Raw genomic sequence first — 15,066 nt, 5'->3', positions numbered from 1 at the left:
GGGTGGCGCTGGAGTCTCGCGGTATACGACAGTACCCCAGACGAGAGGTTCCTAGGCAGGAAGGCCAGCCTTGGCGGCTGGCCTTCTTTGTTGAGTCGTGTTTCGTTGCAATCGAGGGCTACTGAATAAGTGGCTTTTCGTCTTCGTTCTTTTCTTCGTTGGGGATGGTGACGGCGGCGGCTACCTTGTCGGCGTCGTCGAGGTCGAGGAGTTTGACGCCCATGGTGGCGCGGCCGGCGGCGCGGATGGTTTTGGTGTCGATGCGGATGATTTTGCCGAATTGGCTGATGACCATGAGTTCGGTGGTTTCGTCGACGAGCTGGATGGTGGAGACCTGGCCGATCTTGGGCGTGGTGCGCATGTTGATGACGCCCTTGCCGCCGCGGGACTGTAGGCGGTAGGCGTCGACGTCGGTGCGCTTGCCGAAGCCGTTTTCAGAGACGGTGAGGATGAGGCAGGCGGTGAGGCCGAGCTGCTTGTCGAGCTTTTCCATCTTTTCGACTTCGGCTTCGGGCAGGGCGGCTTCGACGACCTTTTCGGAGCTGTCACCCTGGAGTTCGAGGGGGACGTTGCCCTTGGCGCGGTTCATCTCGTCGATGGCGGCCTGGACCTGCTCGGTCATGGACGGCTTGCCGGGTTTGGGTGGGTGCTCGGCGTCGATCTTGGCGGCAAGTTCGAGGCGCTTGCGGTTGCGGGACGCCTCAGACGGGGTGACGGCGACGCCGATGACGTAGTCGTTTTTGCGTAGGGTGATGCCCTTGTTGCCGCCGGCGTTGCGACCCATGGGACGCAGGCCGCCGGACTTTTCGGGGTCGTACTTTTCTTCGAAGCGGATGGCCATGCCGTCGCGGGTGGCGAGGAAGACGACGTCGTCGCCGGAGGTGACGCGGACGGCGATGAGTTCGTCGTCCTTGTCGATGTTGATGGCAATGATGCCGCGGGCCATGACGTTGGAGAAGTCAGTGAGCGGGGTCTTCTTGACGATGCCTTCGCGGGTGGCGAAGAAGACGTACTTGCCCTCTTCCTTGAGGTTGCGGACGGCGAGGTAGCTGACGATCTTTTCGCCGGGCTGCAGGGCGAGCAGCGATGCCATGTGCTTGCCCTTGCCGGCGGCGCCGACGTCGGGGATCTCGTAGATTTTGAGCCAGAAGACGCGGCCGGTGTTGGTGAAGAAGAGAAGGAAGCTGTGGGTGGAGTCGACGATGAGGGAGGCGACGAAATCTTCTTCGCGCGTCTTCATGCCGAGCCGGCCGGTGCCGCCGCGGCGCTGCTGCCGGTAGGTGGAGATGGGCGTGCGCTTGAGATAGCCGGTGTGGGAGACGGTGACGGCGACCTGCTCGTCGGCGATGAGGTCTTCGAGGCCGAGCTCGGCGGTCTCATCGACGATTTGGGTGCGGCGGACGTCGCCGTACTTGTCGCGGACCTCTTCGAGCTCCTTGACGATGACGCGGCGCAGCTTCTTTTCGCTGGCGAGGATGGACTCGTACTCGGCGATGGACTCGCGGACGCGGGCGAGTTCGTTGAGCAGCTCGTCAATGGAGAGCTGGGTGAGGCGGTAGAGCTGCAGCTCGAGGATGGCGTCGATCTGGCGGTAGCTGAGGATGAGCGAGCCGGCGAGCGCTGAGCCTGCGGGTGCGGCGGGCAGCAGAGCGGAGTCAACGCCGTACTTGTTGGGGTCGAGCGTGACGCCGGCGAGCTCGGTACCGCGCAGGTTGATGGTCTTGCCGCTGAAGAACTGGAAGAGGTTTTCGCGGGCCTCGGCGCGGCTGCCGCTGTTGCGAATGGTGCGGATGACCTGGTCGAGGTGGTCGAGCGCGATCTGGTAGCCGAGCAAGATGTGCTCGCGCTCGCGCGCCTTGCCGAGCAGGAAGGCGGTGCGGCGGCGAACGACGTCGATGCGGTGGTCGATGAAGGCGCGGATGGCGTCGGGCAGGGGCAGCTCGCGCGGCTGGCCGTTGTGCACGGCCAGGAAGATCATGCTGAAGCTTTCCTGCATCTGGGTATTCTTGTAGAGCTGGTTGAGCACGATTTCCGGCTGGGCGCCGCGCTTCAGCTCGATGACGATGCGCATGCCTTCGCGGTCGGACTCGTCGCGCACGTCGGAGATGTCGTCGATGACCTTGTCGGTGACGAGCTCGGCGATGCGCTTGATGAGGTTGTTCTTGTTGACCTGGTAGGGGATCTCGGAGACGATGATCGACTCGCGGCCGCCCTTCAGCTCTTCGGTGTTGCACTTGGCGCGCATGAGGAAGCGGCCGCGGCCGGTGCGGTAGCTCTCGCGGATGTTGCGCTTGCCGAAGATGAAGCCGCCGGTCGGGAAGTCGGGACCCTGCACATGCTCGAGGACCTGGTCGAGGCCGGCGTGCGGGTCGTTCACCAGGGTGATGGCGGCGTTGATGATCTCGGTCAGGTTGTGCGGCGGGATGTTGGTCGCCATGCCGACGGCGATGCCGGACGAGCCGTTGACGATGAGGTTTGGGAAGCGCGCCGGGAGGACGGTGGGCTCCAAGGTGGACTCGTCGTAGTTCGGGGTGAAGTCGACGGTGTCCATGTCGATGTCGGCAAGCATTTCGCCGGCGATCTTGGTCATGCGCGACTCGGTGTAACGCATGGCGGCAGGTGGGTCGCCGTCCACTGAGCCGAAGTTGCCCTGGCCGTCGACCAGCGGGTAGCGCATGCTGAAGGGCTGGGCGAGGCGCACCATGGCGTCGTAAATGGCGGAGTCGCCGTGGGGGTGGTAGTTGCCCATAGCGTGGCCCACGACCTTGGCGCACTTGGTGTACTTCTTGTTGGCTTGGAGGCCCATCTCCTGCATGGCGTACAGGATGCGGCGGTGCACGGGCTTCAGGCCGTCACGGACGTCGGGCAGGGCGCGGCCGATGATGACCGACATCGAGTAGTCGAGATACGACCGGCGCATCTCCTCCTCGATGTTGATGGGGAAGAGATGGAGCGCGCCGGGACCCATGCTGCCGCCGCCAGAAGGCGGGGTGTTGCCGCCCGTGCCGGAGTCGCTACGGGCGGTGGTGTCGCCGGTCTGGTCGTTCGAATCGGGGTTGTTCGGGCCCAAAGGGAGTGCGTTCTGATCGTCTGCCATTCATCTTTCAGTATAAATTGCGAGGCCTCCAAAAGCCGCCGGCGAGGTGGTTGGGGTGTGCCGGTTCACCTTGAGCCGTAAGGAGTTCTCCTCCTTTTTCGCGAACGAAGATGCGGTTGCCAAAGCCGCAAGGTCTAAGTGGCCTATCCAAGCAGGAGATGGTCGGAGGCCTGCAGGGCAGACGGCCTGCCATCGCCGATGCTGGCCAGAACAGCTGTTGGCGAGAAGCCACTGAGCGAGCGGAAGTCGTGCACCATGTGCATGTGATCGTGATAGCCGAATCGGTGCGCGATTTGTATCCACGGACGAGCGGGGAAACGCAGCTTGGTATCAAGCGCACTTTGAAAACGAACGATGCGGGCGAAGAGTTTGGGATGAACACCAATATCTTCGACAAACCTGCGCTCAAATTGCCGCAGACTCAATGCGGAACGGCCGGCAACTTCGCCGATGTGCAGAACGCCCTTGTGCCGAAATATGTAGGCTGCGGCTGCCATGGCAGACGTATGCGGCTCACAACGGCTAAGACGGCTGTAAAGGTATTCCTCAACGAGGCGCACTCGTCCCAGAAACGTTCCGTCTTCGGCCATCGCTTCCCACAAACTGCGGACACCAGGACCGAGGCATGCAACCCCGTCATAAGCCTGATTGCTCATCGCTCGATTCGGGATCTGAAAGAGTTGCCACAAGCCGAGCGGCTGAAAGAAAACACCGAATGATTCGATGCTGCCTCGAAAGAGGATGGACGCGCGTGGGAACGTGTGCGCGCCGACAAGAGTGATCCTTCCGGGATATTGAAGATTGCCGTCCGCGTAGTGAATGGCAAGTGGATCGGCGAATTCGAATTGCAGAACCTGTTCGAGGGTAGCGACAACGGGCTGCTCGATGTCGGGCTCGAGACGGAGCTCGCGCTGTGCATAGGCACGCACGAAGGGAAGCAACTCTGACCGGGGCGTGGAGGAAAGAACCGTGCGCATCCTGCTCGTCCTGTAAGTAAGTAGGTCATCGCCGATCCTGGCTGAGTAGGTTGCGATGAGTTACTGCAGGTTGAGGAGCAAGGCTGCGTGCTCCCGGAAAAGATTTGCAGTGATGTCGCGTTTTTACTATGTCGCCGCGCTAAGTGGAACGGAAGATCGCTGCCATGATGAATTGGTTCGACAAAGTTTGTCTGCGCATGGCGGGACATTCGGCTCCGACGAGTCCTGCGCGGCGGAAGTTCGTGCAGGGCGCTGCGTCGACGGCGGCGCTATGGGGCTCGCAATCTGCGTTGGGGAGACTGGCCGCGCAGCCTGGGGCGAACCAGCGCCTTCGCCTGGCAACACCGGTAAACAGATTGCCGATGACGCTGACCGGGCAATGTCAGCGGCAGCGCAGTGGCAATGTGATGACACAAGGCCTGATCGTAAGCCAGTCTGGCGTGGATCTTGAGCAGACCCTGACGTATGACGCGGTCGCACGTGTGGTGACCACCCGGATCGTGGCACACCGAGGTGGCCAAACGCTGGTGGATTCCACCGTGACCACCTCAGAGGATCACACCGGAACTGCGACCATCGCCTACGGCGCAGGTGCGCGCGGTATTGCAAACGCGACTCTGCAGATGAGGCCAGGACAGGTTACGGGAGTTATCGATAACAGGGCTGTAAGCGCGGTTATGGACAACCGCGGCACGGCAACGGGAGTCGCATTTCTGGACCGGAATCCCGCCCCGGCCCTGATCCTTGATGCGGGATTGCAGCCGATTGTCACTGCGTTGGCGTCCCAGGCGAGCCAGGGTTTGCGCAAGTGCCACAATCTTCCGGCAACAGCCTCCCGTCTCACCACCACCGTCAACCGTCCGGCAGCAGTTACTGGACCCGGTGTGGCAGCGGGTGGCCAACGCAGCGTGATGGCCTACAAGCCGGGTCAGGGCGGACCGAACGATCCGGGCGATGGCTGGTATGTGCCTGGCGGAACCTACAACGCTCCGGATTGCGATAACTGCTGGAACAATTGCGGCGACCTGGCGGCGGATAAATCGGGGATCAACGATTGGAAGGTATGGATAGGCGGCCCGGTGGCATGGGCGACGGCGATAGCAGCGTACAACGTGATTTGGCTGGCGTGTTGGGGAACGTGCCAGTTGCCCGGTGGCGGATGCTGCCCGGTGCCGTGTGGTGGTGTGTTTACCTGCTGCGGACGACACGACAACTGCTTCCGTGGCGATCTGTGCTGCCCACAGAACATGGTGGTGTGCAACAACGTGTGCTGCGGCGCGAACGTTTCAAGCTGTTCGCCCGACGGCAGCTGTGGCTGCCCGACAGGATTGGTGAACTGCGGGAAAGAGTGTTGCACGGCCGGGCAGATCTGTTGCGGCGGAGTTTGCGCGGCGCCCCAGGACTGCAAGAACGGAGTGTATTGTCCCGATCCCAGCCACATCTGCAACAACAAATGCTGCCCGCCGTTTAACCCGTGCTGCAACGGCCAGTGTTGCGCGGGAACCTGCGTGAACAATGTGTGCTGCCCCGATCCGAAGCGAGTCTGTGGCAACACGTGTTGCGCGCCCGGGCAAGTGTGCAGCAACGGATCCTGCTTTGGCTGCCCAACACTCCTGGGGAGGATCAGCCAGTATGCCTGCCAGTCCATGGGCCCGAATGGACACACGATCGGCACCTGCTGCTCGCTAACTTCGCCTACATGCTGTGGCGGTGTGTGTTGTGGCATTGGACAGAGTTACTGCAATCGGGTGAATGGTAGCTACGTTTGCACCAACGTCAATCCAAATCCGATTCACTGATGCGAGGTGAAACCATGCCATACCTGTTTTTTGTGTTGCAGACCGTGTTGGTTGCGACGTTTCTGATTGCCGGAGCGGCGAAGCTGCGCGACAGGGCGGGGACCCGCCAGACCCTGCAGGACTTTGGTGTCCCTGACCGCTTCGGGACTCCTCTGGCGATCGTTCTGCCCATTGCGGAGTTGCTTGTGGCGGCTTCGCTTGCGGTGCCTTTCACAATGCGCGCCGGTGCAGCGGCTGCTTGCGTCCTGCTCTGTCTGTTTCTCGTGGCCATTGTTCGCAATTTGTCCCGAGGCAAGCGACCTTCTTGCAATTGCTTCGGCCAGGTGCATTCGGCGCCCATCGGGCCACGCACCATCGTTCGCAACGTTGCGCTGATGCTGGATGCAGCCATGCTCGGCGTCGCCGGTTCTTCGCGAGTCTTCTCTGCATGGACGGATCTGTTCGGGCGGCGGCATGCACCGCTCAGCGTAGCGGTCGCCCTAATCCTGGCTGTGTTGGTGGTGCAGTTGAGTCTGTTTGCCTTGATGTTGCGGCAGCAAGGCCGGCTGCTGCTGCGGCTGGAAAGAGTGGAGAGCCTGATGATGCAGGGAACGCAGGACGCCGCGGAACCGCAGGGTCATGGTGGCGCACCCGGTATCGGCTCGCTGGCGCCCACGTTCTCGCTGCCAAACCTGATGGGCGATGCCGTATCGCTGGGGTCGCTGCTGGAGGGATCGCACGCGATCCTATTGCTCTTCATGAACCCACAATGCGGACCGTGTCTTGCACTGGTGGCAGAGGCAGCTTCGTGGATGGTCGAGAATCCGGCAGGGTTGCGGGTGGTAATCGTGAGCGAAGGGACGGTCGAGGAAAACTACGAGAAGGCGTCCGTGCTGGATCCAGCTATGGTCTTGCTACAGCAGGGCCAGGAAGTGGCCGATCAGTACCACGCGTGGGGCACGCCGTCCGCGGTGATCGTCTTGAGTGACGGTACGATCGGTAGCGGCGTGGCACAGGGCGCTAACTCGATTCGCGAGTTGCTCGCCCTGTACCCCGCACATGCTTATTAGCTCTGCCGGGCTGACACACCAGCAGCTGCTCTACTAGAATTTGTCGTCCGCGGATTAGACCGAGACGAGGCCGCCGTCGACGAAGAGTTCGACGCCGTTGATGTAGCTGGAATCGGATGAGGCGAGGAAGAGGGCGGTGGTGGCGATCTCTTCTGGTTTGCCGATTCGGCCAAGCGGGACCTGTGCGATGAAGCCCTCTACGGCTTCCTTGGGGAGCGGGGCGAGGATGGGGGTGTCGATGGGTCCGGGGCTGATGACGTTGACGCGGATCTGGCGATCCTTGAGTTCGGCGACCCAGGTGCGAGCGAAGGAGCGGACTGCGGCTTTGCTGGCGGAGTAGACGCCGAACGCGGCGGAGCCCTTGCTGCCGGCGATGGAGCCGTTGAGGATGATGCTGCCGCCGTCGTTGAAGAGCTTGAGCGCCTTTTGCACGGTGAAGAGGGTGCCGCGGACGTTGAGGTCGAAGGTCTCGTCGAAGTGCTGTTCGGTGACCTGATCGATGGAGGCGAACTCGCCACGGCCGGCGCTGGCGAAGAGGATGTCGATCTTGCCTTTCTCGCGCTTCACGGTTTCGAAGAGTGTGTCGAGGTCTTCGAGTTTGGAGGCGTCGCCCTGGATGCCGGTGATGCTGGGGCCGACCTGCTGGATCTGCTTGACGGCGTCGTCGAGCACGTCTTTGCGGCGGCCGGTGATGAAGACGTGGGCGCCTTCCTGAACGAAGAGCTTGGCGGTGGCGAGTGCCATGCCGCTGGTGCCTGCCGTGATGACGGCTACTTTTCCATCGAGCTTGCCCATGGATTGTTTCTCCTTTAGGACGGCCTGGTTGCCGCCTGTGTTCTGCAGGATGAGACTGCGCGGCGATGAAGCAGGATTCAAAAGTTCAGGAATTATGAACTATGGGTGAACGGACGCGGGCGATGGGTCTGGTTGACAGCAAACAAGCCCGGGTGGCGGGGGAGCAGGGACGGCGAAGGCAGGAAGCGGGTTGATGTACGTTGCGAGCCGGTTGTGGATGGAAAACCGGTCTGCAGCATCTACTACTGTGTAGAGAGCCGAACCAATGAAGCCGCTGATTCATCCCGCGATTGAAGATGTGCCGGTGGAGGCGATTCTGCATGCGCTGGCGGACCCGGTGCGGGTGGCACTGTTCTCTGAGATTGTGGCCGCGGAGTGCGCCCATAGCTGCACGGTGCTGGCGAGTGGCGTGGACCGGCCGATCCCCAAGTCAACGCTGTCGCAGCACATGCGGATTTTGCGCGAGGCTGGGCTGATTCGCGGCGAACGCAAGGGAACCGAGATGCGGAATACGTCGCGCTGTGCCGAAATCGATGCGCGCTATCCGGGATTGATCCGGGCGATTGCGGATGCGCACGCGATCCAAATGGAAGCAGAGAAGAAGAAATCGCGCGCGCGCGCGCGGAAGCGGGCACGGGTCGTAGCTCGCGCTGCGTAGCTCCTGCCTGGCAGGACGAGAGGCCGCCAGGTCCGCTGCTGCGCCGCGTGCTTGACGGTCAGCGCCTCATTGCGGGCTTAGTTAGATGGGCCGATAGTGCGGCGACGCGAAGCGGATGTCAGGCCGGTTCGCTGTCCGGGACCGCGGTCCAGCGGATGCGCATGGCCCCGGGAATGCGCTTCGGGCGCGACGGACGGCAGAGGGGTTCGCGCGGCTCCAGGGAGACTTCTGCGGTGCGCTGCTGCTTGCGGCGTTCGCTGGAAAGGGAGCTTCGCATCGTGGAGTCCACAGAGGGTTCCACCGGGCGTTCGTCGGGCGGTACCAGGATAGTGTGTGCGGTGAAGCTAGCCTGCAGTTCGCGGGACGGGGCGGGCGCGGTCTCCTCACCGTTCGCTGGATGTGCTGCTGCGGCGGCGACCTGAACTGCCGCTGTTTCCGCGGGCTCGCTCTGGGCTTCGCCGGAGAGCGAAGCGCGAGTCCCGAGAGTTAGGACGTGGCTTTCGGCCTGTGAAGCCAATGTCGTGGTCACCGGATCTGGAACCTGTGCCACGGAGGCAGCGACTGCCTCGATGATGCGCCGTTCGCCAGACTTGGTCGCGACGGGACGGGGGGCCGATGCGTTGGCGAGTAGGGCGGTCGCCATGCTGCAGATCTCAGCCGCAGTGGTGGGCCGCGAATAGAGGTAGCCTTGTGCCAGGTCGCACTGGAGCTGAGCCAGCAGCGCAGCCTGATCCTCGGTTTCCACGCCTTCCGCGACGACTTCCATGCCGAGAGACTTGGCAAGGAAGACGAGCGAGGTGGTGATCATGCGGCTGTTGTGATCTTCCGGGCAGCGGCTGATGAAGGAGCGGTCGATCTTGAGTCGATCGATCTTGAATCGGTTGATGTAACTGAGATTGGAGAAGCCCATGCCGAAATCGTCCATGGCGAGGGAGATGCCGAGTTCCTGAAGGCTGTTGATGGCCTTGACGGCTTCTTCCTCGTGGCTGACGAGCAGGCTTTCGGTAATCTCCAGCTCCAGCGTTTCAGGGCTCAGACCGCTTTCCTCAAGGGTGCGGCGAACCATGTCTTTGAAGCCGGGCGAGTAGATCTGCTTGGGCGAGACATTGACCGCGAGGCGGACGGGATAACCGAGTTGTTGCTGGAGGCCAGCGACCTCTTTGGCGGCTGCGCGGAGGCACCATTCGCCCAGTTGGACGATGAGCCCGCTTTCCTCGGCGGCAGGAATAAAGGTGCCCGGCATGATGAGGCCGCTGGTGGGGCTTTTCCAGCGCAAGAGCGATTCAACGCCAATCAGTCGGCCGGTCTGGCAGCACACCTGCGGCTGGTACACGACGTAGAACTCTTCGTTGGCCAGGGCGGTTTGCATCTGCGATTCCATCTGGACCGCGTGGGAGTGCCAGTCGGCCATGCTGGGCTCGAAGGAGACGACGCGATTGCCGCCCATGGCTTTGCAGCGGCGCAGGGCCAACTCGGCCTCGGTGGCGAATCCGCTGGTGGATACAGTACCGGGCCGCGAGTAGCTCATGCCGATACTGGCTGTGACGCTGGTGCTGTACGGGCCAAAGCGAAAGGGCTGGCGGCAGGCTTCGAGCACGATGTGGGCGCGGTCGAGGGCCTCCTGCTCTGAGCTGCAGTTGGTCAGCAGAATGGTGAAGGCGTCTGCGGTGTTGCGGGAGACGACGTCGCCCTTGTGGACGGCCTTCGAAAGGCGGGTGGCGACTTCGCGGAGAGCGCCCGAGGCGGCGTCGTTGCCCAGCGATTCCTTGATGCGGCGGAACTGGTCGAGATTGAGTTCCAGCAAGGCAAAGGAGCGGCCGGCAGTATGCAACTGCATCAGCGCCGCTTCCATGGCTTCGGCCAGGGTCTCTTCCCTGGGCAGGCCGGTGAGCGGGTCGCAGCGCAGCATCTGCTTGACGAACTCATCCATCTGCAGCAGGTCCGACATGTCTTCCACGGTGACAACACTGCCTTGCAGGTTGCCGGTTCCGCCGTCCAGGGATCGCACATTGATCCGTACAGGGAGATCGACCCTGCCCGGAACGACGAGGCGGCCGCGCCTGGTTGTCGATTCGCTCTCAGGAGAGGGTTGCCGGGTCTCGGCCTCTTCCATAAACAGCGCGGAGAGGTGCAGACCTGCAAGTTCGGCGCTGGACCGGCCGATCATGGCTTCGGCTGCCTTGTTGGCAAACGCGATGTGACCGGAGGTGCGGAGGACAAGGATGCTGCTGGCGATGCCGCTCAGAAGGGTTTGGCTGCAGAGGAGCAGCAGGTCATCGTTCTGTTCCGCGCTGGATGGACGCGAGTGTGCTGGTGAAGCTAGGGCGTTCACGGTTCTTCTCCAAGGCTCGAAACAGAACTGGAAAGCGGTGAGTCGCCTCGACCGCCGAAGTTCCAAAGTGGTGCATCGCAGCGAAGCGTTTTGCTTCGGCTGTGGAAACAGTGTGCCGCACTACGCGGGGTCGCGCGAGCAACTTTAGGCCTAAGAAGCGTGCGACCTTTGTGGTAGATCGTTCGGTGGAACCCGGGGCAACTTGACATGCGAGCACGCCCGTGCACGGCGCGGCGGCTCGCCACCTGGCCGTTTTGGGTAGCGCGGCAGCCCCCGGCAGAGCGGAGCCGCGGCTAGTGCGCGGGCACAACGGTGAGCATGATGCTGCTGGGGTACTGCGGCGAGTGATGGATGCTGGTGTGGGCCACGACGGAGGTGGTCTCGTCGTAGTTGTTGCCGCCAGTGTTCAGGTTGCGGTCGAAGCGTGGGAAGTTCGCGCCCGCAACTTCAAGCCGGATGCGATGGCCCGCGGCAAAGTAGTTGCTGGTGTTCATGGGCGTGAGCGTGACCTTGTAGACCTTGCCGTTTTCCATCAGCTCTACCTTGCTGTCGCCGTTGCGGTAGCGCAGGCGCTGAATGGTTTCGTCAAGGTTGTATGCGGTGCCGTCGGGCAGGACGTCGATCAGCTTGGCGGTGACGTCGGTGTCCTTCACGTCGGTCGATACGTAGTAGGTGACGGTGACGGGGCCGCTGACCTCGATGCCTTGCTGCAGCGGCTCGCTGGTGTAGACGAGGATGTCGTCGCGCAGCTCCATCTTGCGCTGATCGAGCGCGCCACCGTTGCCGGGGATCGTGTTGGACGCGCAGCAGACGTTGCCGCCATAGCTGGGCGTGGGGTGCATGGGGTCGTAGGTGAAGGTGTCGGGCATGTCCTTCGCCAGTTCGAGCTTGTCGGCGCGACGAACGGAGCCGTAGAGGTGGTGCTCGGTTTCATGGCCGGGGTGCTTGGGGTCTGCGGCGTTGGGGTCCTTGGTGGCGTCATGGCGGGCGAACTGCAGCAGGGAATCGTGCGTCGTATTCGCGAGCCAGCCATCGCCGTTCAGGCTGTTGGCCTTGCCGTTGCTCTCAAGCCGCAGCGTGACAGGCTTGGCCCCGGCGGGCGGCCATACGTCGCTGGTCTGCCACTTGTTGATGCCCATGGTGTAGTACTGCACCTTGGGCTGCTTGGCCAGGAAACCGTTGTCGTCGCCCTTGAGGAAGTGGTCGAACCAAGCGTAGGTGAGCGCGTCGTAATCGAGTCGGGCGTCGCCCATGTCGCGCTCACCCACGACGGTGTGTTCGGTGGCGCGCTTGTACCCGCAGTGCAGCGTGGGCGCGATCACGGCGTACTGGTCGTCGCGGAAGGGGTTGGACTTGTCGTTGCGAACGAAGTTGTAGGCGGCGAGGTTCGGGCCGATCGAGACGTCGTACCAGGTCATGAACCAGAAGCCCGGCACGTGGATGGGCATGGTGTCGGACTGCCAAAGGCCGCCCTTGCGCCAGGCCGGGTCGTTGGGCGTTCGCTGGATCATGCGGCCGCCGGTCGGCACGGGCATTGCGTCGGCGAAGATGCCGGCGGGACCGCCGACGGCCTTGATGATGTCCTGCTCGGGCAGGTGCAGGAAGGCTTGGGCCCAGTCGGTGGTGACGGGGGCGGGCGCGAGGTCAAAGCGCTTGGCGCCGGCGATCAGGTCGGCCTGCGTGCTGTCTTTCGGGAACATGGGACGGATTTGGTTCTGCTCGTCGGCGATCCAGTCGATGAAGAGCATCTGCACGGCGCCACCGCGATACCAGTTGCCCTGCTCGTTGTACGGGCCCACCTTGCCGACGCCCGCGCCGAAGCTTTGCGGGATGATCGTGGTCAGGTTCTTGTTGTTGAGGGAGGCGGCGGCGAGCTGCCACTCCGCGGTCGAAGAGCAGCCGATCAGGCCGATCTTGCCGTTGGACCAGGGCTGCGAGCCCATCCAGTTGAATTGGTCGTCGGCGTCAGAGAGCGGAGCGCCGAGGATGTCGTAGTTGCCTTCGGAGAAGAAGTGGCCGCGCTCGTTCATCTCGATGAGCACGTAGCCGCGCTTCACCGCGTCGAGTTCCTGCGACATGTCGCGGTAGGTGCCGTTGCGCACGTCCCAGAAGTTGAAGTTGTAGGGCGTGCGGCTGAAGATGATCGGGTACTTCTTCGACGTGTCCTTGGGACGGTAGACGTCGGCCTGGACGCGAATACCGTCGCGCATGGGGACCATGACCTTGCGATCGATGATGGCGGCGTCTTCCAGTTGCTTCTCGACGTCTTCGCGGTGCTGGCGCTGCTCTGCAGTGAGCGGGCCCGGACGCTGCGCGTGGGCTGCCGTGGCAAACGTGGCAATGGTTGCGAGAGACGCAATCAAGGCAGCGGCGCGATGCGTGCGCATGGGGGTGGCTCCTGAAGACGGGATAGCCGAAGGGTAGCAGACAGCTCGTGCTTCGCTGAGTCGCGAAGCGGGCCTATCGCGGCTAGGCGCAGAGCACCGTTGCGGGCGGGAGATGCCGCGGCTGCGTGCGTGCGATGATTGGCATATTCCCCTGAGTTGAGGTCGGTCTGAATGCGGTTGGCGATGGTGGCGGTGTTGTCGTGTGCTGGTGTGTTGGGAGTTGGGACCGCGTTGGCGCAACAGGCTGCGCCGCAAAAGATGACAACGGTCACGACCACGGAGCCGGCGGCCGCCAAGCCGGTGCTGCCGCCAGCGATGGTGCCTGCGGATTCGGTGACCGAGGGATCGGTGACGGTCGGCGGCGCGCGCATTCCGTATCGCGCTGTGGCGGGCACCATCACCGTGGGCGCGAGCGATGCGCAGGACGCGACCCTGCAGTGGAACGGCAAGCTGACCAGCGATGCCGGTGTGGAAGAGGCCCCGAAGCCGGAAGACCGGCAGCCGACGGCGCAGATGTTCTACACGGCGTACTTTCGCAGCGATGTGAAGGACACGGCGACGCGGCCTGTCATCTTCATCTATAACGGTGGACCCGGATCGCCGACGATGTACCTGCACCTGGGCGCGTTCGGGCCGAAGCACATTGTGCTGGGTGACCTGGAGCACCCGGTGGGCGGCCCGTACCGCATGGCGGACAACCCGAACAGCCTCCTGGACGCGAGCGACCTGGTGTTCATCGATGCGCCCGGCGCGGGCTACTCGCGCGTACACGGCAAAGATGCGATGAAGGCCTTCTACGGTGTGGACGAGGATGGGCGGGCGTTTGCGCGGTTCATCAAGAAGTGGTTGAGCAAGCACGACCGCTGGGGATCGCCGCGGTACATCTTTGGCGAAAGCTATGGAACGACACGGTCGGCGGTGCTGGCGAACATGCTGGGCGACGTGGACCTGAACGGCGTGATCCTGCTGTCGCAGATTCTGAACTTCAGCATCTCGGCGGATGGGCCGGAGGGAAATCCGGGAACGGATGAGGCGTACTTCCTGAGCCTGCCTTCGTTTGCGGCGACAGCGCTGTTTCATCACAAGATTCAGGCCGGGGGCGGTCTGGATGCCCTGTTGCCTGAGGTGGAGCAGTTTGCGCTGAACGATTATGCCGCGGCGCTGCACCAGGGCGCGGACCTGAGCGCGGACAGGAAGCAGGCGATTGCGACGAAGCTGGCCGGGTACACGGGCATTCCCGCGGCGACGTGGGTGAAGGCGAACCTGCGTCTGAGCGGCGGGCAGTTCAGCGGATTGTTGTTGACCGATGCGTCAGACAACGCGGGGCGGCTGGACACGCGGTACAGCGGGCCGAAGCTGGATCCGCTGGCCTCTGAGGCGGACGACGATCCATTTATGAGTGCGACGGGACCGGCGTTTGTGAACAACATGAACCAGTACGCGCACAACGACTTGAAGTTTGGCGCGGACCTGACCTATAAGCCGAGCGCGCGCGAACCGGGCTTCCACTGGAACATGGGGCACCACTCGCCCATTGGCGGCGGTTGGGAAGGCTCGCTGAACGTGATGCCTGACCTGGCTGTCGCGATGGAGCGCAGCCCGCGTATGCACGTGCTGCTGATGGGCGGGTACTACGACCTGGGCACCACGTTCTTTGGCGCAACGTATGAGATGAAGCACCTGCCGATGCCGGCAAAGCTGCAGTCGAACATTGCGTACCACTGGTTCCAGACAGGGCACATGGTCTATGTGAATCCGGATGCGGCGAAGGAACTGCACGACACGACGGCGAACTTCATCCGAGCGAACCAGGGTCACTAAGTCGGGGTCACTCAGACGACCTGAGTTGCTGGTGTGAGAAGGGCGAGGCTGCGGCCTCGCCCTTCTGTTTCTGCCTGCGAGGAAATCCAGAGTACACGCGACTATCTGCAGGGCCGGTGTTTGTACTGACTGTGCAGAGGGACGACGACGG

Annotated in this window: 9 protein-coding genes; 3 read left to right on the top strand and 6 right to left on the bottom strand. The window is 62.9% G+C overall.

The window, feature by feature from the left end; genetic code table 11:
- Positions 1-118 precede the first annotated feature (118 nt).
- The 3 genes from gyrA to OHL12_RS11750 all read right to left on the bottom strand — a co-directional run bounded on the left by gyrA (position 119) and on the right by OHL12_RS11750 (position 5,722).
- Complete coding sequence (gene gyrA / locus OHL12_RS11760; protein ID WP_263414007.1) at positions 119-3,097, bottom strand: DNA gyrase subunit A; 2,979 nt, start codon at positions 3,095-3,097, stop codon at positions 119-121.
- A gap of 143 nt (positions 3,098-3,240) precedes the next feature.
- Complete coding sequence (locus OHL12_RS11755) at positions 3,241-4,074, bottom strand: helix-turn-helix domain-containing protein (protein ID WP_263414006.1); 834 nt, start codon at positions 4,072-4,074, stop codon at positions 3,241-3,243.
- Positions 4,075-5,053: 979 nt separating this feature from the next.
- A complete protein-coding gene (locus OHL12_RS11750) occupies positions 5,054-5,722 on the bottom strand; it encodes a hypothetical protein (protein ID WP_263414005.1) in 669 nt (222 codons plus the stop codon).
- Positions 5,723-5,887: 165 nt separating this feature from the next.
- Here OHL12_RS11750 and OHL12_RS11745 point away from each other — a divergent pair, with 165 nt between their 5' ends.
- On the top strand, positions 5,888-6,922 hold the full coding sequence (locus OHL12_RS11745; RefSeq protein ID WP_263414004.1) for a MauE/DoxX family redox-associated membrane protein: 1,035 nt from the start codon (positions 5,888-5,890) through the stop codon (positions 6,920-6,922).
- Positions 6,923-6,976: 54 nt separating this feature from the next.
- On the opposite strand, the gene OHL12_RS11740 is transcribed toward OHL12_RS11745, so the two are convergent.
- Positions 6,977-7,717 (bottom strand): SDR family NAD(P)-dependent oxidoreductase, encoded by a 741-nt coding sequence (locus OHL12_RS11740; protein WP_263414003.1) that lies wholly within the window; start codon positions 7,715-7,717, stop codon positions 6,977-6,979.
- A gap of 265 nt (positions 7,718-7,982) precedes the next feature.
- Here OHL12_RS11740 and OHL12_RS11735 point away from each other — a divergent pair, with 265 nt between their 5' ends.
- Positions 7,983-8,375 (top strand): ArsR/SmtB family transcription factor, encoded by a 393-nt coding sequence (locus tag OHL12_RS11735; protein ID WP_263414002.1) that lies wholly within the window; start codon positions 7,983-7,985, stop codon positions 8,373-8,375.
- 118 nt (positions 8,376-8,493) lie between these two features.
- Here the strand turns inward: OHL12_RS11735 and OHL12_RS11730 are convergent, their stop codons facing one another.
- Both OHL12_RS11730 and OHL12_RS11725 read right to left on the bottom strand, forming a co-directional pair.
- Positions 8,494-10,707: a putative bifunctional diguanylate cyclase/phosphodiesterase gene (locus OHL12_RS11730; RefSeq protein ID WP_263414001.1), complete on the bottom strand. Its 2,214-nt coding sequence runs from the start codon at positions 10,705-10,707 to the stop codon at positions 8,494-8,496.
- Between the two features lie 293 nt (positions 10,708-11,000).
- Positions 11,001-13,094: a CocE/NonD family hydrolase gene (locus tag OHL12_RS11725; RefSeq protein WP_263414000.1), complete on the bottom strand. Its 2,094-nt coding sequence runs from the start codon at positions 13,092-13,094 to the stop codon at positions 11,001-11,003.
- A 171-nt stretch (positions 13,095-13,265) separates the two neighbouring features.
- Between OHL12_RS11725 and OHL12_RS11720 the strand changes: the two genes are divergently transcribed.
- Complete coding sequence (locus OHL12_RS11720) at positions 13,266-14,915, top strand: S10 family peptidase (RefSeq protein ID WP_263413999.1); 1,650 nt, start codon at positions 13,266-13,268, stop codon at positions 14,913-14,915.
- Positions 14,916-15,066: the final 151 nt, after the last annotated feature.

Source organism: Terriglobus aquaticus, assembly GCF_025685415.1.
Taxonomy (GTDB): domain Bacteria; phylum Acidobacteriota; class Terriglobia; order Terriglobales; family Acidobacteriaceae; genus Terriglobus; species Terriglobus aquaticus.
This window is presented reverse-complemented; position numbering and strand designations above follow the sequence as displayed.

Excerpts from the sequence above, each read along its gene's own strand:
- OHL12_RS11735 (WP_263414002.1), top strand. The coding sequence starts at position 7,983 with ATGAAGCCGCTGATTCATCCCGCGATTGAAGATGTGCCGGTGGAGGCG.
- OHL12_RS11725 (WP_263414000.1), bottom strand. The coding sequence starts at position 13,094 with ATGCGCACGCATCGCGCCGCTGCCTTGATTGCGTCTCTCGCAACCATT.
- OHL12_RS11745 (WP_263414004.1), top strand. The coding sequence starts at position 5,888 with ATGCCATACCTGTTTTTTGTGTTGCAGACCGTGTTGGTTGCGACGTTT.
- OHL12_RS11720 (WP_263413999.1), top strand. The coding sequence starts at position 13,266 with ATGCGGTTGGCGATGGTGGCGGTGTTGTCGTGTGCTGGTGTGTTGGGA.
- gyrA (WP_263414007.1), bottom strand. The coding sequence starts at position 3,097 with ATGGCAGACGATCAGAACGCACTCCCTTTGGGCCCGAACAACCCCGAT.
- OHL12_RS11740 (WP_263414003.1), bottom strand. The coding sequence starts at position 7,717 with ATGGGCAAGCTCGATGGAAAAGTAGCCGTCATCACGGCAGGCACCAGC.
- OHL12_RS11750 (WP_263414005.1), bottom strand. The coding sequence starts at position 5,722 with ATGGACTGGCAGGCATACTGGCTGATCCTCCCCAGGAGTGTTGGGCAG.
- OHL12_RS11755 (WP_263414006.1), bottom strand. The coding sequence starts at position 4,074 with ATGCGCACGGTTCTTTCCTCCACGCCCCGGTCAGAGTTGCTTCCCTTC.